Origin of the sequence: Aquimarina mytili (genome assembly GCF_016735115.1) — a bacterium.
GTDB lineage: Bacteria > Bacteroidota > Bacteroidia > Flavobacteriales > Flavobacteriaceae > Aquimarina > Aquimarina mytili.
The window spans coordinates 340,029-362,558 of the sequence record NZ_JAERQJ010000003.1; the positions used below are offsets into that span (position 1 = coordinate 340,029).

Here is a 22,530-nt window from a genome sequence, read left to right on the forward strand (position 1 = left end):
CTATCTTTCTGATAATATCATCATTAAGATAGAGTCTGCATCGTAAACCTAGGGGGTAATACTAAACTTATTATGCTTTATTTCTCATATTTTCTTTTCTGAAAAAAAGGAATTCTTATCAGAAAATCTATTATTCTCGAGTTAAAATTTCATCTATCATTCCATACTCAAGAGCTTTATCGGCTTTCATCCAATAATCTCTATCACTATCTTCATATACTTTTTCATAAGTCTGCCCTGAGTGTTTAGAAATAATTTTGTACAACTCTTCTTTTAATATTAAAATCTCTCTAGCTGTAATTTCTATATCACTTGCCTGACCTTGAGCGCCTCCTAATGGCTGATGAATCATGACACGGCTATGCGGTAATCCAGAACGTTTTCCTTTTTGACCAGCACACAATAAAACTGCACCCATTGAAGCTGCCATACCAGTGCATATGGTTGCTACATCCGGTTTTATAAATTGCATCGTATCATAAATCCCAAGACCAGCATATACACTACCACCTGGAGAATTAATATAAATTTGAATATCTTTTGAAGAATCTACACTTTCAAGAAATAACAACTGAGCTTGAATAATATTCGCTACTTGATCATTAATACCTGTTCCCATAAATATGATTCGATCCATCATTAATCTAGAGAAAACATCAAAAATAGCTATATTCATCTGACGTTCTTCAATTATATTAGGAGTCATACCAGTAGGATACATACTACTTACAATTTTACCATAGTAATTACTATTGATGCCATGATGCTTTGTAGCATATTTTTCGAATTCTTTACCGTAATCCATATTTCTTTTTCTGAAAATTTTATTTATAAAAAAGGCGCTAAACTAAAGATGGTTTAACGCCCTAAATATAAGTATAAATTCCTTAGTAAATTACAACATTAATTATTTGTAAACTTCTTTTATGAATTCGTCAAAGCTCACCTCTTTTATTTTAAGCTTAGCGTTCTCTTTATAATAATTTAACATTTTTTGACTCATCAATTGCTCTGAAATTCTTTTCACCTCATCTTGGTTTGATAATATTCTAGCGGCAATATCTTCTAATTCTTTATCTTCAGGAGAATTTTGTCCAAACTGAGCCATTTGTCCTTTTATCAAATCTTTTGCAAACTCTTTAAGCTCCTCAAAAGTTACTTGTAGATTATTATCATTGATTATTTTTCCTTCAATCAATTGATAACGTAATCCTTTTTCACTTTTCTCGTATTCATCCTTAGCCTGATCTTCGGTCAACGGTTGTTCACCGGTAGCACGAATCCATTTTTGCAAGAATTCAACAGGCAATTCAAATTTTGTATTCTCTAATGCGTTCTCTGTAATATCATTAAGAAGTTGTTGATCAGATTGCTGCTCAAACTGACGCTCTGCATCTTGTTTGATTTTTTCTTTTAAGTCTGTAACTGTTTTTACATTACCAGGACCATAAAGCTTATCAAATAAATCTTGACCCAAATCTGCAAGTTCTTGAGTATTTATCTCAGATATTGTGAAAGAAACTTCAATATTCAGGTCATGAGCCTCATCATGGCTTATTTTTAAAGCACTTATAAGATCATGATCGTCACTAAACAAACCTTTGGTTTTAAGACTTATAGTATCTCCTACTTTAGCACCAATAAATTTGTCAAGGTTTTTCTTTCCTTTTATTTTTTCTAAAGCAACGGTGGTTGCATTATTGATTTCTTTTTCTTCATTTACAAAAGAACCCGCAACTAGGTCATCCTTTTCTACAGCGTCTTTAGAAATAAGCTTACCATATTGTTTTTGGATAGTTTTGATCTGATTATCTATCATCTCATCTGTAGCGGTAATTTTGTAATGAGTAATGGCTTTTTTACCATTTAATGCTACTTCAAACTTTGGTGCTAATCCAAGCTCAAATTCAAAAGAATAATTATCTGCATCCCAATCAAAATTTTCTTGCTCTTTAGGTAATGGATTTCCTAAAACATCAAGTTTTTCTTCGGTAAGATATTTATTTAACGCATCCTGTAACAGCTTATTAACCTCATCTACCAAAACTGCTTTTCCATACTGCTTTTTTACCAGTCCCATAGGAACATGACCTTTTCTAAAACCTGGGATATTAGCATTTTTACGGTAATCTTTAAGGATCTTATCTACCTTATCACTATAATCTGCTTTGGCGATATCTACTGTTACTACAGCATTTAATTCGTCTAATTGCTCTTTTGAAATATTCATAATCTATTACGATTTACTACTAAAAATTGGGTTGCAAAAGTAATACTTTTTTATGTCTCAACAAATTTTTAACTACCTGAAAAACAGTTAAATTTAATCTTTCTTTAAAATAGAATGTAGTATGGATTGAAAAACCGACAACAACACACTAAATATCAATGCCCAAAACCAGCCACTGACATCAAAACCACCGATAAAATAATCGGCCATCAAAATAATTGCCGCATTAATAACCAAAAGGAATAATCCTAAAGTAAGTATCGTTGCCGGCAATGTTAAAACTACTAAAACAGGCTTTACTATTGCGTTTAAAATAGCCAAAACAAGCGCCACAATAATTGCACTTACATAATTGTTGATTGCCACTCCAGGAAGTATCTCTGCTAATAATAAGACGGCAACCGCTGTTAAAACTAATTTCAATAAAAATTTCATATCTCTATATTTTATATGAATATAAAAAAACCTGCTAACAAGTAGCAGGTTTTATATTGTAAATTAGATTTTATTCTTAATTAGTTAACTTCATTACTTACGGTAATTGTACCATAATCTCCTGGATTAACTCTTGGCACTACTAATCCATAAGTTTTTTCTAAAGCATCTAAAACTGCATTAGCAGTTAATGCATGCCCTCTAGGAGTTGGATGTACACCATCTAAAGAGAATCCACCACCAGAAGCAAAAGTTGAAGTAACAACACCTCCATCAAATGGAATTCCACTACTAGCAACAGTAGCTAATAGAGATTGCGCATTAACAAATGCTAAACCATTAGCAGTTGCAGCGTCTCTGATAATTGTATTATATGCATCCTGAGCAGTTTTGATTGCAGTTTGTTCTGCAGGAACCAAAACATACTGATCCGCTAAAGGAAGAGTTACCCCAATAACCGACAATTGCCCTGCATCCTCTTGAGGAACACCTAAAGCGACTAGCTCTGCAACTCTATCGGTATCTACTTGTCCAATAACACTAGAACTTGTAAGCACTAATAAATCGTTTTCTGTCGCTGGTCTTGCCTGGCCGTATTGCGCAGCAATAATTGGTGCTAAAGGTCCAAATACTGGAGTAATTGCAGTTGTCAAATTAGCAGTTATATCCGTTAATGACTCATCTTTTACAACCACAGGACTTGCTGCTGTTTCCGAAAATTCTATTGCTCTTTCTGGAACTCCCAATGCCGTAAATGCCGTATTTAATCCAGCATATGTTGCATTAAGTGTTGGTATTTGAGGCCCGAAACTGGAATCTAAGGGACTCAATGGCGCAAATGGAACCGTAGTAAAGAAAGGAATAGAAGTTACATCTGGTAAATTAAGTAATACTCCTTTTCTTCCTCCTTCAGCAAGTGCAGCAACCAAACCATCATATGTTTGTTTAAACACTCCAATATTTGTAATATCATCACTTCCATACGTACTTGGATCAACATTACCTGTAACATTATGATCTTCTCCTGTACCTCCAGAAGTTGCAAATCCTAAAATATCATTATTACCTATCCACAGACTAAATAATGAAGGATTTTGAGCTAAGGCATCGGCAACAACTGTTGATGTTGCGGATTGCTGAAAACGACCAAAATAAGGGTTCAAAGAACCGTATCCTGGAAATCCTAAATGAAAACTTTTAGCTCCTGGAACTCCCATATTATTAAATGTGCTTCCCAAATTCGCAGTAATATCTGTTGTAGAAGGAGCACCTGTATAAGGCGCAGGCCCTACAGGCTGTTGGTTTTCATCAAATACCAAAACAAGTCTTGGAGGAAAAGTATCATTATTCCCTGCAAACCCACCAGTATTATCTGCCATTAAAGGTTGAGTAAACTCCCCCCCTCCAACAAATTTAAATTGTTGAGCCAATATATTCGGATATGAATTTTCTTGACCAGTTATATACAATGCCCCATCTGCGAAACCTGCAGTAAGAGAGTTTCCTAGAGCTACATAGTTACTTAAATCTAATTCGCCACTAGTAAAATTATTTGATTCTTCGATTGGATTATCAAACTCTGGTTCGCAAGCAATCAACCCTAATGCTAGCACCGCTAAATATTTTATATTATTCTTTATCATTGTAATTACATTTTATAAGTTAAACCAAGTCCTGGACCAAATGCGCTTGACTCATAAGTTCCTCCAAAAGGAACATTTTGTCCATTTTCTTGATAAAAATCGTATGAGGCATCAACTTCTTTAAATCTAAGAAAGAAGAAAGAAGCATCAATAGCTAACTTAGGCGTAATCGCATAGCTAAAACCACCTGAGAATCCATCAGAATCATTACGTGGAGTTTCTGGAGCAAAGAAACCTTCTTGAACAGGAGACTCATCAATATAATAACCAGCTCTTAATGTAATTTTTTCTGTTGCTTCGTACTGTAATCCAAAACGGTATACAGATGAGTTTTTGTAATTACGAGGGTTTATAGATGGTGGTGCACCATTACCAAATGTAAGATCTAAAGATTCATACACATCCCAGAATTGTCTGTTGTAATCAAATGCAAATAACCACTTTTTATACTCATAAGATAAACCAATAGTCAACTCTGCAGGTAAAGGTAATTCTGCTCTAAAACTTGTTACCCCGTTTGGTGGTGCTGCCAAAGAATTAGGAAAATTAGCAAAAGTAGCCTCTCCATCTTCAGATTCAATAATAATTTTGCTACGGTAGTTAAATCCTAAACGAAAATTCTCTGTTGGATTAAACATAGCTCCAATAGTCCATCCCCAGTTTGTTACACCAGAGTCATCAACAGTAACATTTGATCTTACACCATTAATATCTGTTGTTGTTCTATTAGAGTTACGATTAAAGTTTACAGAACCTGTAACGAAGATAGGTCCTCCACCAATACTAAAGTGATCTGACAACTTAAGAGAAACCACCGGCTGAACAAATATAGCAGCTAAGTCAATCTCATTCACTAAATGTGATCCGCCCCAATCTGTTGGCCAGGTAACCTCACTACCGTAAGGTGTATATACACCAAGACCTACAGACACCCAGTCGTTGATCTTATAGGATCCATACAAACTTATTGGTGTTCCTACAGAATTATCAGTTTCAGCTGTAACTCCGGATTCAGTATTTTGAAAAATTACTTCACTAAAAATACCACTTGCACCTGCACTAACATTTAATTTATTTTCTAAGTATACGATCCCTGCTGGATTAAAGAACACTAGCTCAGCACTATTAACTACAGCTACTCCGGTATGTCCCATAGCCATAGCTCTCTGTCCTTGTATACTAACTCTATATCCACCCGCATATGTGACTGCTGTCACTGTGATGAATAGAACTAACAATAGAAGTTTTTTCATAATTAATTAAGAATTGTTTTTGTTTATTAAGGAATTTATAAAATTGATTTTCCAAATTTAAAAGAAAATACCAATTATCCAACGCAATCCACAAATTATTATGCATACATAAGACTTTTCATCTATTTTTTGACAAATTCTAATACTTCAGTCAAAAAGTCATTCGGATTTTCGGCATGTAACCAATGTCCTGCAGAAGAAATTTGTTTGAGTATAAAGTTAGGGAATTGCTTTCTAATTCTTACTACATCATCCTCAAGAATATAGTTGGATTTTTCCCCTTTTAAGAAAAGGGTTTTCCCCTTAAACACTAGCTCTTCGTTAAGCTCTACTCCTATTTCTGAAGCATTTTTAATTAAAGATTCCAGGTGTAACCTCAGACCAAGTATTCCTTTATCCTTCCAATATAGATTTTTTAAAAGAAACATCCTTACTCCTGGATCAGGCACATAAGAACTTAACTCAAGATCTACTTCGTTTCTTGATTTCAACACATCAAAATCTAACGAGCTCAATCCATCCAAAATATCTTGATGATGTAACGGATAATATTTAGGTCCAATATCAGCTACTAATAAATGATCGATAAAATGAGGATACTTTGTTGCAAATAACATCACAGTTTTACCCCCCATTGAATGTCCAAGAAGATTAATATTGATTAGGTGATTAGTTTCACAATATTCTTTTAAATCTTCAGCTAGGATAGCATAACTAAACTCATCACTATGTTCACTTCGGCCATGATTGCGCTGATCTAATAAATGGACCTGGAAACCTTGTTCAGAAATTTTTCTCCCCAGTGTTTTCCAGTTATCTCCCATCCCAAGAAACCCATGAAGGATTATAAACGGTTGCCCCTCTCCAAAAACATTAGCATGTAATTTCATTTATCGAGTTATTTTAAACGGTGTAAATACATATTAACTACATTCTCTAATCCAAGATAAATCGATTCACTTATCAAAGCATGTCCAATTGAAACCTCAAGTAATCCTGGAATATTTTCTTTAAAAAATTGAATATTATCCAAAGATAAATCATGCCCCGCATTGACACCTAATCCCATATCGATTGCCAACTGGGCGCAATCTGCATAGGGTTGAATAGATTTTTTATTCCCCTTAGCAAACTCTGAAGCAAACTCCTCGGTATATAACTCGATTCGATCTGTACCTGTTTGTGCAGCTCCTTCAATTACCTCAAGAACTGGATCAACAAAAATCGAAGTTCTGATATTGTTTTGCTTAAATTCAGAAATCACTTCTTTCAAAAAACCTTTATGTTTTCTTGTATCCCATCCTGCATTACTAGTAATTGCATCTTCGGCATCCGGAACCAAAGTAACCTGTGTTGGTTTTACTGCCAATACCAATTCTATAAATTTAGGAATTGGGTTCCCTTCAATATTATACTCTGTCTGCACTATTGATTTTAGATCATAGGCATCCTGATATCTAATATGTCTCTCGTCTGGTCTTGGGTGTATTGTTATGCCTTGACCTCCAAAACTCTCGATATCTTCTGCAACCTTAAGCAAATTAGGGGTATTACCTCCTCTGGAATTTCGTAGTGTAGCAATTTTATTAATGTTAACACTTAACTTTGTCATGATTTTTGATGTCTTTAACTAAAAAAGCAAAAATACAAAGTTGAGAACGCCTTGATTGTATATTTTTTGATTATTTTGCATAACATAGCTTCTAAAACATCATGAAGACAAACTTATATATCGTTAACGAAATTGCACCGCTCGAGATAACCACTAAGGTTACCGATGCGCAATTGCTTTTTAATGAGCTTACATACACTCATTTCCCTGTTATAAAAGATAATACTTACTTAGGTTGCATTTCTGAAGCCGACATTAGGTGTTTTGAAACAGATAAAACTTTAACCGCATATCAATACGCTCTAGAAGGTTTTTTTGTTAGAAAAGACAATAACTGGATCGATATTTTGGAATCTTTTGCTCAAAATCGATCTAATATAATGCCCGTTTTAGATGACAATAATAATTATCTTGGTTTTTTTGAACTGGGAGACATTATGAACCTTTTTAATGAAACCCCATTTCTTAGCGAACCGGGAAATATTTTAATAGTAGAAAAAGGAGTCCTAGACTATTCTTTTAGCGAAATTTCTCAAATTGTTGAATCTAACAATGCAAGAGTATTAGGGTTATTTATTTCGAATATGGAAAACGATGTAGCCCAAATAACTATTAAAATTAGTGATAGCGATATTAATAATATTGTGCAAACTTTTAGGAGATATAGCTACAATATAATATCCAAACATCAGGAAGATTCATTTTTAACAAACCTAAAAGAAAGGTCTCAATATCTAGAAAAATATCTCAATATATAAACAAAGGGGTTCAACTAACACAATCAAATTGCAATGAAGATCGGTATATATGGCCAGTTCTACCATAAAAATTCTGGGATTTACATCCAGCAACTTCTAGAAAACCTAGATAAAAATGGTGTAGAGGTAGTTATCGAAAAGAACTTTTTGGAATTAATCAATCTTCATGATGATATTGACAAGTCATATTCGCATTTTAGTACTTTCGAAGAATTAGACACCTCTTACGATCTTTTTTTTAGTATTGGTGGAGACGGTACTATCTTAAGAACTATTACATATGTAAGAGATTTAGGGATACCAATTGCTGGTATCAATACTGGTAGACTTGGTTTTTTAGCAACGATCCAAAAAGAAGAAATCCAGGATAGTATTGATTTAATATTAAACAAAAAGTTTTACACCTCATCCAGAAGCTTAGTAACTATTGAAACCATACCAAAAAATAAAGAATTCGGAGTCTTGAATTTTGCGATGAATGAAATTGCCGTAAGTAGACGAAATACCACATCGATGATTACAGTACACACCAGTCTTAACAATGAGTTTCTCAATTCATATTGGGCTGACGGATTAATTGTATCGACACCAACAGGCTCTACTGGATACTCATTAAGCTGCGGCGGACCTGTAATAATGCCTGAAGCAGAGAGCATGGTTCTTACGCCAATTGCCCCACATAATCTTAATGCAAGGCCCCTTGTTATACCAGATGATCAGGAAATCAAATTGCAAGTTTCTGGAAGAGAAGACACTTATTTGGTATCTTTAGATTCTAGAGTCCACACCTTGCCAAATGAAACAACTGTAATTATAAAAAAAGCTCCATTTAAAATCAATATGGTAGTATTGCAGGACGATAGTTTCCTAAAAACACTACGTAAAAAGATGCTTTGGGGAGAAGATAAACGCAATTAAACAATAAAATCTACTAAAAAGTGTTTTTAAATTCATACTATTTTACTCAAATTCTTGTGTACTAAAGTTAATTGTTATATTTGCAAACTTTTGAAAATCTATGAGATACTTAGCATCATTTGTAATTGTTCTGTTTTTTGTACAATCTATCACGTCGCAAACCTATGAAGTTGGTTTGATGGCAGGAGGATCTAACTATATAGGAGACGTAGGGTCAACCCTCTATATTGCTCCTAATGACATAGCGCTTGGCGCCATTGCAAAATGGAACCGTAGTAAGCGCCATGCTTTTAGAGCTTCGTTTTTGTATGCAGAACTTAATGCAGATGATAGCAAAGGAGATGATAGAAGAAAAGAGAGAGGATTTAGCTTTAATAATTCTGTAAAAGAATTATCATTAGGGATGGAATTTAATTTCTGGGATTGGTATCTGTATGATGGAAAACCCCAGTTTACTCCTTATCTTTATAGTGGAATTACTGCATTTAACCATGGCGCATTAGCTTTAGATGCAAATAATGAACTGGACGCCTATAGTGATAAGTGGAATTTTGCAATCCCTATGGTTGTAGGAATTAAAAAAACATTAGGTAGAGATTTTGTAATAGGTGCCGAAATTGGCGCTCGATATACATTTACCGATAACCTAGATGGCAGTAATCCTGATGATAGATTTGGAACAGGATTTGGTAATTTAAACAACAATGACTGGTATGTATTTACAGGTATAACATTATCATATACCTGGGGTAGAATACCGTGTGATTGTACATTTTAAAAATGATTGACAAAAAACAATTAAACTCTAATAATATCCCTGAACATGTTGCCATAATAATGGATGGCAACGGTCGATGGGCCAAAAAGAAAGGTCTTTTTAGAGCTGCTGGTCACGAAAAAGGGACAAAAGCAGTACGCGAAGCCGTAGAAGGCAGTGCCGAAATAGGAATAAAATATCTTACTCTTTATGCGTTCTCAACCGAGAACTGGAATAGGCCAAAACTTGAGGTAGACACCTTAATGAAACTTTTAGTAAGTTCGCTGAAAAAAGAAATCAAAACTCTTCAAGACAATAATATCCAACTTAACGCTATTGGCAACTTGCAAAATTTACCAAAAAAAGCGAGAGTAGAACTTATGGAAGTTATTGAAAAGACTAAGTCTAATGACCATATGGTGCTTACTCTTGCATTAAGTTATGGAAGTCGAGAAGAACTCATAAAAACTATCGAAGAAATAAGTATTAAAGTTAAAAATGGTGTAATTTCGCCACATCTTATAAATGAAGCAGTCATTAATGAGCATTTGTACACTAAAAACCTGCCAGATGTTGACTTATTAATACGTACTAGTGGAGAACAACGTATTAGTAATTTTTTACTATGGCAGATTGCGTACGCAGAATTATATTTTACAGAAATTTTATGGCCAGATTTCAAAAGAACAGATTTATTTGAAGCCATATTGAATTATCAAAAAAGAGAAAGAAGATTTGGAAAAACTAGTGAGCAGCTCAGTTAAAGGAATGATAAAAAAATTACCTATAACGTATTTTACGTTACTTGCCTTATTATTACACTCAATATCACTTACAGCGCAAAATGTACCTGGTGCAAACGGTAAAGAGTATGTTATCGGAAAAATTAAGGTTACCGGTACTACCAGTTATAATGAAAACACCGTAATTACATTCACAGGTCTGAAAAAAGGAGAGCGTATATTTCTTCCGGGAGATAAAATAAGTAAGGTGATCAAAAAATTATGGGATCTTGAATTATTTAGTGACATTAACTTCTATATCACAAAAGTCGAAGGAGATGTCGCCGACATAGAAATTAACATCCAGGAAGTTCCCGAATTAAATGAAGCTCGTATTGAAGGAATTAAAAAACGTAAAGCCGAAGAGTTAATTAAAGATAATGGATTAACAAAAGGTGCAAAAGTTACCGAAAACCTTATTACAACTACTCGTAACTTCATTACCAATAAATACAAAAAAGAAGGATATTTAAACACCAAAGTAGCTGTTAATCTAATCCCCGTAAAAGATACCGTAGCCACTAGCAATAAAGTAAACGTATTAGTTCGAATAGATAAAGGCGATCGCGTTAAAGTAGACAACATTGTTATATCAGGAAACGAAAAGCTTTCTGATGCTAAGATACGTGGCGCAATGAAAAACACCAAGAAGAAAAAACCTTTAAGATTCTGGAAACGTTCAAAATATATTAAAGAAGATTATCTAGAAGACAAAGATAATATCATAACAAAGTACAAAGAAAAAGGATATAGAGATGCTCGAATAACCAAAGATACTTTGATTGTTGAGGATGATAACAGTGTATCTTTAAACCTTTCGATAGAAGAAGGAAATAGATATTATTTTGGAAACATCACATTTCTTGGAAATAGCGTATATACCGATAAACAATTGGCAAGACAGTTAGTAATCAGAAAAGGAGATGTATATAACGGAGTTCTTCTTGAAAAACAAATTTCTGATAACACTAAGCCAGATGCAGATGATCTCACCAACTTATACCAAAACAACGGATATTTGTTCTCTTCGATAGATGCTGTAGAAACTAAAGTGTATAATGACACTATCGATTTTGAAGTCAGAATACGAGAAGGAAAACTTACCTATTTTGATCATATTTCTGTAACAGGAAATGACAAAACAAATGATCATGTTGTCTATCGAATATTAAGAACAAAACCAGGTCAGCGATATAGCAAAGATCTTGTTGTAAGAACTGTTCGTGAAATTGGACAGTTAGGCTTTTTTGATCCAGAGCAACTGGAACCACAATTCCAAAATGCAAACCCGCAGGCAGGAACAATTGACATTAATTATCCTGTAGTAGAAAAGGGATCCAGTCAAATTGAGCTTCAAGGTGGTTTTGGAGGCGGTGGTTTTGTAGGAACACTTGGATTAGCGTTCAATAACTTTTCTATACGTAATATTTTTAATGGAGAATCCTACAGCCCATTACCAATGGGAGATGGCCAAACTCTTAGAATTAGAGCTCAAGCAAGTAGATCTTTTCAAACGTATAGCCTTTCATTTGTTGAACCTTGGTTAGGTGGAAAAAGACCATATCAATTATCAACCTCATTCTCGCATTCGGTAAATTTCTTATTCACGGGTAGAAATCAAGTAGATAGAAACAGTAAATTTCTTATTACAGGTGGATCTATAGGTATTGCCAAAAGGCTAAATTGGCCAGATAACTATTTTACCTTGTCTCAGGCAGTAAGTTTAAGACATTATAATCTTAAAAATTATACCACTCGATTATTTACATTTGGTAATGGATCATCAAATGATTTAGCATATACTATTGGATTAAGTAGAAATAACACTACTGTAAACCCTATTTTCCCTGTTGGTGGTTCAGAATTTAACATTATAGCCAAATTATCACTACCCTACTCGCTTTTTGATGGTGTAGATTACAGCTCATTGGCAGAAGAAAGAGATGCACTTGAGGCAGAACAAGATGCTCTACGTACCAGCACAGACACTAGTGCTCCTATACAGTTTGCAGAAAATCAAGAACGAATAGGAGAAATTGACCAAGAGCGTTTTAAGTGGTTAGAATATTATAAATTGAAATTTGATGGTACTTGGTATACTAGCCTTTTTAATATTGGAAAAAAACCATTAGTTTTAAAAACAAGTGCAGAATATGGTTTTTTAGGAGCATATAATGGAGACAGAGGAAACATCCCATTTGAAAGATACTTCTTAGGAGGTGTTGCGTTGGGAGCTACTGCCTTAGATGGTCGTGAACTAATTGCTTTAAGAGGGTATCCTGATCAGCAGCTTCTACCTCAAAGTAGAGCTAACAATCAGACTTTTGATGCCGATGGGGCAACAATTTATAACAAATATTCGTTAGAGCTTCGTTATCCTATAACATTAAAACCTGCAGCATCGATTTATATGCTCACATTCTTAGAGGGTGGTGCATCATATGACAGCTTTAGAGATTTTAATCCTTTTCAATTAAATCGTTCAGCTGGAGCAGGTTTACGTATATTTATGCCAGCGTTTGGATTGCTTGGTATAGATTTTGGATATGGGTTTGATCCAATTCCTGGTTCTAATCAGCCACACGGTTGGGAAACTCACTTTATTATAGGGCAACAGTTTTAGTTTTGGCACGATTATTTCAATATATACACAAATTATGAAAACAAAGGGTCTTTTATTAGTTGCAACAATGAGTTGTCTGTTCTTTACTAATGTAATGCATGCACAAAAAGGTATAAGAATCGGCTACATAGATATGGGTTATATTTTGGAAAATGTTCCAGAATATAATGAAGCATCTGCAGAACTTGAAACTAAAGTTCAAAAATGGAAAGTAGAAATTGAAGCAGAGCTAAAAAATGTTGAAGAAATGCGAAAAGACCTTAACAATGAAAGGGTTTTGCTTACCAAAGAATTAATAGAAGAAAGAGAAGAGGATATTGTTTTTAAAGAAAAAGAAATCTTAGAATACCAACAAAAGAGATTTGGCCCAAATGGAGATTTATTTATCCAAAAAAAGCGACTGGTACAGCCTGTGCAGGATCAAGTTTTTGTAGCGGTTCAAGAAATTGCAAAAAACAAGAAATATGATTTTGTTTTTGATAAATCTGCTGATCTTGTAATGTTATATTCGGCAGACAGGCATGATATAAGTGATCAAGTATTATTAAGAATAAACAGAGCCTCAAAAAGAAAACAGCTTAACAGTAAAAAAGAAAAAAAATCTTTAGTTAGAGCCGAAAAAAGAAATGCAGAACAAGAAAAAGAAGTATCTGACAGAGATAGAGCGGCTCAAGAAAGACTATCAGAAAGAGAAAAGCTTCTCGAACAACGAAAAGCAGAGAGAGATTCTATACGTGCTGCTAAGAAAAAAGATTTTGAAGAAAGAAGAGCTAAATTATTAGAGCTACAAAAAAGAAAAAAAGACTCTATTAATATGCTTAAAGCTCAAAGAGAAAAGTTAAAACAAAATGAAAATCCATCAAATTCTGATAACGGAAGTGAAGATGATGGTAATTAGAATATCAATTTTTAAATTTATAACACTATTTAATATTACTTACAAATGAAACAATTTAGAACATTACTAGTAGCTTTAGCACTTACTATAGGAACATCAGGTTTTGTAAATGCACAATCCAAAGTAGCACATATTGCATCGCAAGAACTTGTAGAATCAATGCCAGCTTATAAAGCTGCTAAAAGCGAAATAGAAAAGCTAAATAAAACGTATGATGCAGAGATTAGAAACATGGTATTAGAACTGCAAACTACAATGAAAAAATACCAGGCTGAAGCTCCTACTAAGACTGAAGAAGAAAATGCAAAAAGAGCACAAGAAGTTCAGGCTACAGAAAAAAGTATTACCGATTACAGACAAAATGCGCTTCAGGATCTTCAGAAAAAAGAAATTGAGTTAATGAAACCTATTTACGAAAAAGCACGTACTTCTATTCAAAAGGTTGCCAGAGCACAAGGTTTCCAATATGTTCTAGATTCTACAACAGGAACCGGAGTAATCATGGCAGACGGTAAAGACCTTATGGCTGATGTAAAGAAAGATTTAGGGATTTAATTTTACACACCTAAACTTAAAAAATAAAAAAACAGTAAGAATTATCTCTTACTGTTTTTTTATTTTTGAAATCTAATTATGCAACATCAGGCAATAGGTATATTTGATTCTGGAATTGGAGGCACTTCTATATGGAAAGAAATTTCTTTAGCATTGCCTAAAGAAAACACAATCTATCTGGCGGATAGTAAAAATGCTCCATATGGCAAAAGAAGCAAAGACGAGATCATAGCATTAAGTATAAAAAATACAGAAAAGCTTCTTGATCTTAACTGTAAAATTATCGTTGTTGCTTGTAATACTGCAACTACAAATGCCATAAAAATACTTCGTTCTTCTTATGATGTACCATTTATAGGCATAGAACCTGCAATAAAGCCTGCGGCTATTCAAACTAAAACGAAAAAAGTTGGAGTTCTGGCTACAAAAGGCACTTTATCTAGTGAATTATTTGCTAAAACTTCGGATCTGCATGCCAATGATATTGAAGTTATCGAAGTTGTTGGAACGGGCTTAGTAGAACTTATTGAGGATGGTAAAATCGATAGTCCAGAAATGTACACCTTACTAACTTCATACATTACCCCAATGATAAAAAAAAATATAGATCATTTGGTTTTAGGATGCACTCACTATCCTTATCTTATTCCAAGTATAAAAAAAATACTCCCAGATAACGTTACAATAATTGATTCTGGAGAAGCTGTAGCAAGACAAACTAAAGCTGTACTTAAAACCAATAACCTTCTAAACAATACCCTCGAAACAGGAACACATACTTTTTACACAAACCACGATATTGAAATACTAAAAAGCATTCTTAAACACAACAACTCTTCTTTACATATTCGTCGTCTAACTTTTTAAAAAAAATCTAGTCCCTTACTTAAAATAATCCAACAACATCCCTTTTTTGGAAGAGGACACCGCTAATTCCTTACCCGAAGATAACACAACACTCCCCCCTTTTCCTTTTCGATAACGAGTGATTTTACTCACATTTACCAAATAACTTTTGTGTATTCGGGCAAAACCCTGAATGGCCAGAGATTCTTCAAAATACTTAAGTGTTTTACTTACCAACTTTTGCCCTTTATCCAAATAAATTTTTGTATAGTTATCGTCGGCTTCACAATAGAGTATGTCTTCAATTTTTAGCACTTCAAAACCATCTTGCTGTGGGATGGTAATTTTACCTTCAACAGTTGTAACTTTAGGCACCAAAACCTGATCTTGCAATGCTCTTTCTCGTTGTTTTATATGACCTACATGATCCACGGCTTTGATAAGGTTGTCAATAGCAATTGGTTTTAATAGATAATAGGTCGCTTGCGCATTGAGAGCATCAACCGCATAATGATCATACGCCGTCACAAAAACAATTTCAAATGTTCGATCTGGTACTTGTTCTAGCAAATCAAAAGCATTTCCATAAGGCATTTCTACATCAAGAAATAACACATCTGGTGTGTTAGACTCTAATAGCACTAACGTTTCTTGTACACTCGCAGCTTCTCCTAAGATGGTAACCGAAGGACAATATTTTGTTAGATAATTTCTTAAAATGGCTCTACTATTTGCTTCGTCATCTACTATAATAGAAGTTAAATTCATTTGTCTTTGTTAAGGGTTAGCTTTACTTTGGTTCCTTCAGAGTTTTCTTCTAAATCAGTTATAAAAACATCTACTTTATCTTTATACATTTTATTCAGGATTGCAATTCTCTTCCTGATATTGCCCATACCTTTTGATTTTTGCAGTTTCTGATTTTGAGTTTTCAATTCTTTAGATTTCTTACGCCCTATTCCGTTATCAGTAATTATAATTTCAATCGTATCAGATGCAACATTTTGAAAGTTTATGGATAATATTCCTTTTTCAGATTTATAACGTAATCCGTGCCATACTGCATTTTCAACATATGGTTGAAGTAACATGGGCGGTATCATATATTCATTAACATTTATTTCTGGATCAACCTCTATCGTATAATCAAATTTATCCTGAAATCTAAAATGTTCTAACTGCACATACAGCTTTAGTAGTTCTATTTCTTTCTCTAAAGGAATAAAATCTTGTTCACTATTTTCTAAAACGGCTCTCATTAGCAAGGAAAAATCGGTTAAATATCGATTTGCCGTTCTCTCATCATTTGTAGCTATAAATGTATTTACAGAATTCAATGCATTAAAAATAAAATGAGGATTCATCTGCGAACGAAGAGACTTTAGTGCTAATAGGTTATTAGCATATCGCTGTTGTTTCATATTACGAAACATTAAATACGCTGCCAGAAGTAACAATATTGTAAGCCCAACTAAGAAATAGATCACTATTTGCTGTCTCAAGCTCTGTTGATTTGCCAATTCTTGAGAAGCAAATGCAAGTTCGTATCGAGTTTCATTAAGTTCTCTATCTTTTTCTAATGTTGTTATTCGGTTAGCTTTTTGGGCTAATTCTCTACTAAAACGTGCCGCTTGAGAGATCTCTTGATCTTTTTGAATATAAAGCTTATCGATAATCACCTCATACTCCTCAAAAGCTTCAGATGCTTTTTTCAATTCGCCTTTTTCTCGATACACTTCGCCTAACTTTCTAGCTGCATCTTTTTGAACAATCAGATCATTTTTTGATTTCGCTTCTTTTTTACTTTCTTCTAAATAGGTAATAGCTTCATCATATTCTTGTTGAGCTGCAAAAGCGCTTGCAATCTTATAATTTTGAACTTGTGGTGTTAGAGATTTATCTTCATTCAATGGAGCTTCTCCTTCAGACTGCTCTATCTCTTCAATATCCTGTAGCGCTTCTTTTCTTAATTGTATTTCTTTAGCATAGCTATTACTCTTGTTATAAAAATCTGCAGCCACTGTACGTTGTCTTGCTGAAGTTTTCTTGTCTTTTTTTTGGGCTAATTGTACAGAATTATCCAAATATCCTTCGGCAGCACTTAATTGACCTTGTTGCTGTAATACCTTGGCTAGTTTAGAATTTAACGATATTACCTTTCCTTCTTGTTTTTTTCTCTGACTTAATGATAAGGCTTTATTATAACTAGTGATAGCTTCACTATACCTTTGCAATCCTTTATAACTGTCTCCTAACCCTTCGTACACTTGAATTTTTTGAGTTGCACTAAGCCTAGACTTTTGCAATTTGCTAAAAGTGTTAAAAGCAGTTTGATAATTTTTAGCTTCTAATCGAGAGTATCCTAATTTGATTTCAACATCAGCATTATACTTGTTTTTAAGACTGATTAAATAATTACTTTCTGCCAGATCTGGTTGTTTCCAATGCTTATAAATATCTGCTAATGCCTCAAAAAGTTCAGCTTTCTTATTATCAGCAGCGGGATCATCATCACGCACCGACTCCAGGGCATTAGTAATATACTCTATACTAGTTGCTGCGTCTTTTTTTAATGTATTTCTAGCAGCTTCTAAGTTTTGAGTATAGTTAGATTCTAGCTTTTGACCAGCGCGTTTCTTTATTAATTGAGGTTCATTGGGGTGATCTTCAACTAAAACATCTATATTTTGTCCATCTTTAATCGTATATCGAACTGTAGTAAAACCATCATCCGTAATGATAAGCTCGTCTCCTACTCTAGCTTCTACTTTAAAATCCCCGAATACATCTGTTGTAACTGTTCCTTTTCCAGCTATAGTAATCTCTGCACCTTTAATTGGTTTTCTTGTGCTTTTTTCTTTTACAGACCCCTTGATACTCATCGTACGGGAAACTTCAAAAGTTTCCTGACCAGAAATCAACATGGGAGTAAGCCAAAAAAACATCAGTATTAACCCTATCTTCTTCATTATATATTAATTAAAACATGATAAACTTAATCCATTTAAATGGGATAATAAAATCACTATATCGCCATTATGATGTTTTACCATGTTTTTTATACAGAAAATGAAAAGCACACTAATTAAATAGACACGTTTACTAATTACAATCACCCATTCCCTCATTTTAGATTTTTAGTCAAAAAAGTTCGATCTAGTTTTATCCCGTAATTAAAAAAGGAAAAATTATGAGAACATTTATTATATGGAGTACACTTTGTTTATTAACTCACATTTCTTGTACTGCCAACCATAAACCAAAAAACGAAATTGCATTAACCAAAGGGCAATCACATCAAATACTAACAACAAAAACGGCTCCAGATACGCGTAACATTCAGGTAGCATTGTTATTAGATACTAGCAATAGTATGGACGGGTTAATCGATCAAGCCAAAGCACAACTTTGGGAAATTGTTAATGAACTGTCGTATGCTAAATGCGGACATAGCACGATTCAACTACAAATAGCATTATATGAATATGGAAATGATGGGCTTTCTTCTAGAGAAGGATATATCAGGCAAGTATTACCATTTTCAGACGACTTGGATGAGATATCTAAAGAACTCTTTGCATTAACCACAAACGGAGGAAATGAATACTGTGGTAAAGTGATTCAATCGTCGATCAATCAATTAGACTGGAAAAAAAATGACGATCACCTGAAGTTAATTTTTATTGCCGGCAATGAACCATTCACGCAAGGTCCTGTAAATTATAAAGATGCCGCGACAGATGCTTTAGAAAAAGATATCACTATCAATACTATCTTCTGCGGTAACTACAGACAAGGTATCGATACGATGTGGAAACATGGTGCAGATATTACCCATGGAGAATATAGTGCTATAGATCACAATCATGAAACTGTACATATTGCTACTCCATATGATGATGTAATTTTAAAGTTAAATCATCAATTAAATGATACGTATATCTATTACGGAAACAGAGGAGCACAAAAAAGAATGCAGCAAAAAGAACAAGATAAAAATGCCGAATCTTATAGCGCAGCTAACGCAGTAAGTCGTACTGTAAGTAAAAGCTCTGGTTTTTATAAAAACAAAAGTTGGGATTTAGTAGACGCCGCCGAAGATGAAGAATTTGAGTTAGAAGAAGTGGTTGCAGAAGAACTACCTGAACAACTTAAAGGAAAATCAAAAGGAGAGCTAAAGCAGTACATCTCTGAAAAAAGCAATGAGCGAAAAGAAATACAACAAAAAATACAGGAGCTCAATAAAAAACGAGTAACATATCTTAAAAACAATCGTAAAAAAGAAGAAAGCAATCTTGAAGCTGCATTATTAAATGCTATCAAAAAACAAGGAAGAAAAAAATCGTTTAGTTGGGAAGAATAATCAAAAAAATAGAACCATCATGACAAACTTTATAAAAATAATTCTGTTACTATTTATACCTATATCAATGCAATCACAACAAAGCAAGAAGCTTTCTAAATCAAAAGTAGACTATACTTCTTTTTTAGAATTATCTGAAGAAATTTTGGATTATAGACAAGAAAGACTGATTCCTTTAGAAACGTTTTTAGAATATGCCAGTGAAGAAAACACTATTGTTCTCGATACTCGTTCTGAAACTGCATTTAAACAAAAACACCTTAAAGGAGCAATGCATATCAACTTTTCTGATTTTACAGATAAGAAACTTGCCAAAAAGATCCCTTTAAAAGATACCAGAATTTTAATTTATTGTAACAATAATATTGACGGAGACCGTATACATTTTGCATCAAAGAAAACACCGCTTGCATTGAATATCCCAACATTTATTAATCTCTATGGCTATGGGTATAAAAATGTATATGAATTATCTTCTCTAGTTCCAATAAAAGATCAAAGATTACAGTTTGAAGGAACTTCGGTGAAATAAAAAGTATTCAAAATCAAATAATATAAAAATGCCTGCAGATTTGCAGGCATTTTGAATACTTATAAAATATGATATATTACTTCGAATTCACTGCAGGACATTTACAGTTCCAGCGCTCTTTACGTTTACCGAAATCATATCCTAATGTGATTTGATGAAAACCACCATCACTTAGCACAACAGAATTGGCTTGATAACTATATGTGTACCCAACCATCCATTTTTTATAATTTACACCCAAAAATGGAGTAAAATATTGCAAATTCTGGCTTGTAACTTCGGTACCATCTTCAGAAAACTGTGCTCCATCCAGGTTACGTCTATATGATAGCCCTCCCCATAATGTAGTAACCTCTCCAAGATCTCTATAGACTTTCATATTGGCATCAAAACTAGCTTCTTGTGTTTGTTCTGTTACCTGATACATTGCCGAGGGCTCTAGGCTCCATGCGCTGGCACCAACACCAAAAAGATATCCTAAAGACATCACATAACGTCTTTGATTATTTGATTCTTGGATCGGCGTATTATTATTAAAAATATCACGTGTAGTTGGCAAAAGGTTTTTGACTGTAAAATGGGCATACCATTCTAAGAAATTATACGATAACCCAACATCAACATTATAGTAAGAATCTTTTTGGACTCTATCCAGAATTACCGGATCAGGATCTGCAAAATCGTCTAACCCTCGCAAATCCAAATTAGATTGAATAAATCCTCCACTCACCCCAAAGGATAACATGTTCAGATCTGTTCTATCTCTAGAAAATAGCAGATGGTATGCAGCAGTTATATATACTCCTGTTTGAGAAAATCTTCCGTTTTCGTCTTTAAATATTATACCACCTAATCCCGTCTTATCTCCTACTCTAAAATTAATATTAGCAGATTGTGTATTTGGTGCATTATCAACATCAAACCATTGTTTTCTGGCCGTAAGCCTAATTTTGTTAGCATTTGCTGCACCTGCCATAGCCGGGTGAACTAAATACAAATTATCAGAAAGATAATCAGCGTATACAGGAATTCCTTCTTGCGAAAAAACATATTGAGAAAGTAATACTAAAAAGATTACATGTAGCTTTTTAAAGTTCATTTGGACTCTATCATTTACGGGGCTAAATAGAATTTGTGAATTAAATGTAAACTATTAAAAACAGTTTATATTGTGGGGCTTCACTAATAATTTATAAAATTATAATAATCTCAAAGATATAAATTTTTGTTAGAATCAAAGAGTTTACCACTATTTTAAGTAATTATAGTTAAAAAGTGTTAGCCAAATAAATACCTTAATGATATCGCATTGCTTTTTAGTAAATTTGCTAAAAATTAGCACATGGAAAAGAATTTTGAAATAAAAATAGAAACCACATCCAACCCAGGCATTATAAAATTTGAAGCCAATTATTTTTTAACTCAGCACACAAGCTATGAATTCGAAAATATTGATCAGGCAAAGAATTCTCCTTTAGCACAGCAACTATTTTATCTTCCCTTTGTTAAAAGAGTATTTATTGCGCAAAATTTTGTAGCTATAGATAAGTATGATATTGTTGAGTGGTCAGATGTACAGGATGAAGTAGCCGAGCAAATCAAAAACTACCTCAACAGTAATCAACCTGTCATTACAGAAACTGAAAGCAATAAGAAAGTAGCAATTACAATATATGCAGAAAGCACACCAAATCCAGCTGTATTAAAATTTGTTGCCAATAAAAAATTAGTGACTACTGGGCACGAGTTTAAAAATATAGATGATGCTAAAGAAGCTCCTCTGGTACAAGAGTTATTTCATTTTCCTTTTGTTAAAGAAGTATACATTGACGAAAATTATATCTCGATCAGTAAATACGACATGGCAGACTGGAACGACATCACTCTAGAAATAAGAGAATTTTTGCGTAATTACCTTGAACAGGGTAAAGAAGTGTTATCTGCCAATGCTACAGTATCTAAAAATGAAGTCGACAAACAAGCAGATGTAGATTTCGAAAAACTAGATGATGTTTCTAAAGATATCGTAAATATTATTGAAGAATATATTAAACCTGCAGTAGCCAGTGATGGAGGAAATATATTGTTTGATTCTTATGATCCAGAAAGCAAAGGAGTAAAAGTAATCTTACAGGGAGCTTGTAGTGGTTGCCCATCATCTACTTTTACTTTAAAAAATGGTATCGAAAACATGCTCAAAGAGATGCTAAAAGATAAAGTTGAATACGTAGAAGCATTAAATGGGTAGTTCAACGATTAAGCGTTAATTACGTCGAAAAAACTGTTAAAATAATACCCCTTTTTATTTCAAAAAGAACAAAGTAT

At 33.6% G+C, this 22,530-nt stretch carries 21 protein-coding genes; 11 read left to right on the forward strand and 10 right to left on the reverse strand.

Going from position 1 to position 22,530, the window contains the following annotated elements; translation table 11 throughout:
- Window positions 1-130 precede the first annotated feature (130 nt).
- The 7 genes from clpP to JJQ60_RS08945 all read right to left on the reverse strand — a co-directional run bounded on the left by clpP (window position 131) and on the right by JJQ60_RS08945 (window position 7,173).
- The gene (gene clpP, locus JJQ60_RS08915) at window positions 131-805 is read right to left on the reverse strand and encodes an ATP-dependent Clp endopeptidase proteolytic subunit ClpP (RefSeq protein ID WP_201918807.1); all 675 of its coding nucleotides are present in this window, start codon (window positions 803-805) and stop codon (window positions 131-133) included.
- Window positions 806-907: 102 nt separating this feature from the next.
- Window positions 908-2,230, reverse strand: a complete 1,323-nt coding sequence (tig, locus tag JJQ60_RS08920; protein ID WP_201918809.1) for a trigger factor — start codon at window positions 2,228-2,230, stop codon at window positions 908-910.
- A gap of 93 nt (window positions 2,231-2,323) precedes the next feature.
- On the reverse strand, window positions 2,324-2,665 hold the full coding sequence (locus JJQ60_RS08925; RefSeq protein WP_201918811.1) for a phage holin family protein: 342 nt from the start codon (window positions 2,663-2,665) through the stop codon (window positions 2,324-2,326).
- An 80-nt stretch (window positions 2,666-2,745) separates the two neighbouring features.
- Entirely contained in the window at window positions 2,746-4,308 is a 1,563-nt protein-coding gene (locus JJQ60_RS08930; protein ID WP_201918813.1) for an SGNH/GDSL hydrolase family protein, read from the reverse strand.
- A gap of 5 nt (window positions 4,309-4,313) precedes the next feature.
- Window positions 4,314-5,561, reverse strand: a complete 1,248-nt coding sequence (locus JJQ60_RS08935) for an OmpP1/FadL family transporter (protein ID WP_201918815.1) — start codon at window positions 5,559-5,561, stop codon at window positions 4,314-4,316.
- 122 nt (window positions 5,562-5,683) lie between these two features.
- On the reverse strand, window positions 5,684-6,451 hold the full coding sequence (locus JJQ60_RS08940; protein ID WP_201918817.1) for an alpha/beta fold hydrolase: 768 nt from the start codon (window positions 6,449-6,451) through the stop codon (window positions 5,684-5,686).
- Between the two features lie 8 nt (window positions 6,452-6,459).
- A complete protein-coding gene (locus tag JJQ60_RS08945) occupies window positions 6,460-7,173 on the reverse strand; it encodes a pyridoxine 5'-phosphate synthase (protein ID WP_201918819.1) in 714 nt (237 codons plus the stop codon).
- A gap of 101 nt (window positions 7,174-7,274) precedes the next feature.
- Between JJQ60_RS08945 and JJQ60_RS08950 the strand changes: the two genes are divergently transcribed.
- The 8 genes from JJQ60_RS08950 (at window position 7,275) to murI (ending at window position 15,331) form a co-directional block, all read left to right on the forward strand.
- A complete protein-coding gene (locus tag JJQ60_RS08950; protein ID WP_201918821.1) occupies window positions 7,275-7,931 on the forward strand; it encodes a CBS domain-containing protein in 657 nt (218 codons plus the stop codon).
- 33 nt (window positions 7,932-7,964) lie between these two features.
- Window positions 7,965-8,849: an NAD kinase gene (locus JJQ60_RS08955; RefSeq protein ID WP_201918823.1), complete on the forward strand. Its 885-nt coding sequence runs from the start codon at window positions 7,965-7,967 to the stop codon at window positions 8,847-8,849.
- A 100-nt stretch (window positions 8,850-8,949) separates the two neighbouring features.
- Window positions 8,950-9,627: a type IX secretion system protein PorG gene (gene porG, locus JJQ60_RS08960; RefSeq protein ID WP_201918825.1), complete on the forward strand. Its 678-nt coding sequence runs from the start codon at window positions 8,950-8,952 to the stop codon at window positions 9,625-9,627.
- Between the two features lie 2 nt (window positions 9,628-9,629).
- Window positions 9,630-10,370 (forward strand): isoprenyl transferase, encoded by a 741-nt coding sequence (locus tag JJQ60_RS08965; RefSeq protein ID WP_201918827.1) that lies wholly within the window; start codon window positions 9,630-9,632, stop codon window positions 10,368-10,370.
- Between the two features lie 4 nt (window positions 10,371-10,374).
- On the forward strand, window positions 10,375-13,011 hold the full coding sequence (locus tag JJQ60_RS08970; protein ID WP_201918829.1) for a BamA/OMP85 family outer membrane protein: 2,637 nt from the start codon (window positions 10,375-10,377) through the stop codon (window positions 13,009-13,011).
- A 34-nt stretch (window positions 13,012-13,045) separates the two neighbouring features.
- Entirely contained in the window at window positions 13,046-13,909 is an 864-nt protein-coding gene (locus tag JJQ60_RS08975) for an OmpH family outer membrane protein (RefSeq protein ID WP_201918831.1), read from the forward strand.
- A 45-nt stretch (window positions 13,910-13,954) separates the two neighbouring features.
- Window positions 13,955-14,464, forward strand: coding sequence for an OmpH family outer membrane protein (locus JJQ60_RS08980; protein ID WP_201918833.1), 510 nt, complete (start codon window positions 13,955-13,957; stop codon window positions 14,462-14,464).
- A 78-nt stretch (window positions 14,465-14,542) separates the two neighbouring features.
- Window positions 14,543-15,331, forward strand: a complete 789-nt coding sequence (murI, locus tag JJQ60_RS08985) for a glutamate racemase (protein ID WP_201918835.1) — start codon at window positions 14,543-14,545, stop codon at window positions 15,329-15,331.
- 15 nt (window positions 15,332-15,346) lie between these two features.
- Here murI and JJQ60_RS08990 read toward each other — a convergent pair whose 3' ends face one another.
- Window positions 15,347-16,078, reverse strand: a complete 732-nt coding sequence (locus tag JJQ60_RS08990; RefSeq protein ID WP_201918837.1) for a LytR/AlgR family response regulator transcription factor — start codon at window positions 16,076-16,078, stop codon at window positions 15,347-15,349.
- Window positions 16,075-18,279, reverse strand: a complete 2,205-nt coding sequence (locus tag JJQ60_RS08995) for a histidine kinase (RefSeq protein ID WP_201918839.1) — start codon at window positions 18,277-18,279, stop codon at window positions 16,075-16,077. The genes JJQ60_RS08990 and JJQ60_RS08995 overlap by 4 nt, the downstream gene beginning before the upstream one ends.
- 221 nt (window positions 18,280-18,500) lie before the next feature.
- On the opposite strand from JJQ60_RS08995, the gene JJQ60_RS09000 reads away from it, so the two are divergent.
- Together JJQ60_RS09000 and JJQ60_RS09005 are read left to right on the forward strand one after the other, a co-directional pair.
- Window positions 18,501-19,673 carry a vWA domain-containing protein gene (locus JJQ60_RS09000; protein WP_201918841.1) on the forward strand — a complete coding sequence of 391 codons (1,173 nt, stop codon included), beginning with the start codon at window positions 18,501-18,503 and terminating at the stop codon, window positions 19,671-19,673.
- Between the two features lie 67 nt (window positions 19,674-19,740).
- Complete coding sequence (locus JJQ60_RS09005) at window positions 19,741-20,205, forward strand: rhodanese-like domain-containing protein (protein ID WP_236669074.1); 465 nt, start codon at window positions 19,741-19,743, stop codon at window positions 20,203-20,205.
- Window positions 20,206-20,281: 76 nt separating this feature from the next.
- Here the strand turns inward: JJQ60_RS09005 and JJQ60_RS09010 are convergent, their stop codons facing one another.
- A complete protein-coding gene (locus JJQ60_RS09010; RefSeq protein WP_201918844.1) occupies window positions 20,282-21,304 on the reverse strand; it encodes a PorP/SprF family type IX secretion system membrane protein in 1,023 nt (340 codons plus the stop codon).
- Between the two features lie 243 nt (window positions 21,305-21,547).
- On the opposite strand from JJQ60_RS09010, the gene JJQ60_RS09015 reads away from it, so the two are divergent.
- Window positions 21,548-22,453: a NifU family protein gene (locus JJQ60_RS09015; RefSeq protein ID WP_201918846.1), complete on the forward strand. Its 906-nt coding sequence runs from the start codon at window positions 21,548-21,550 to the stop codon at window positions 22,451-22,453.
- The last annotated feature ends 77 nt before the right edge of the window (window positions 22,454-22,530 follow it).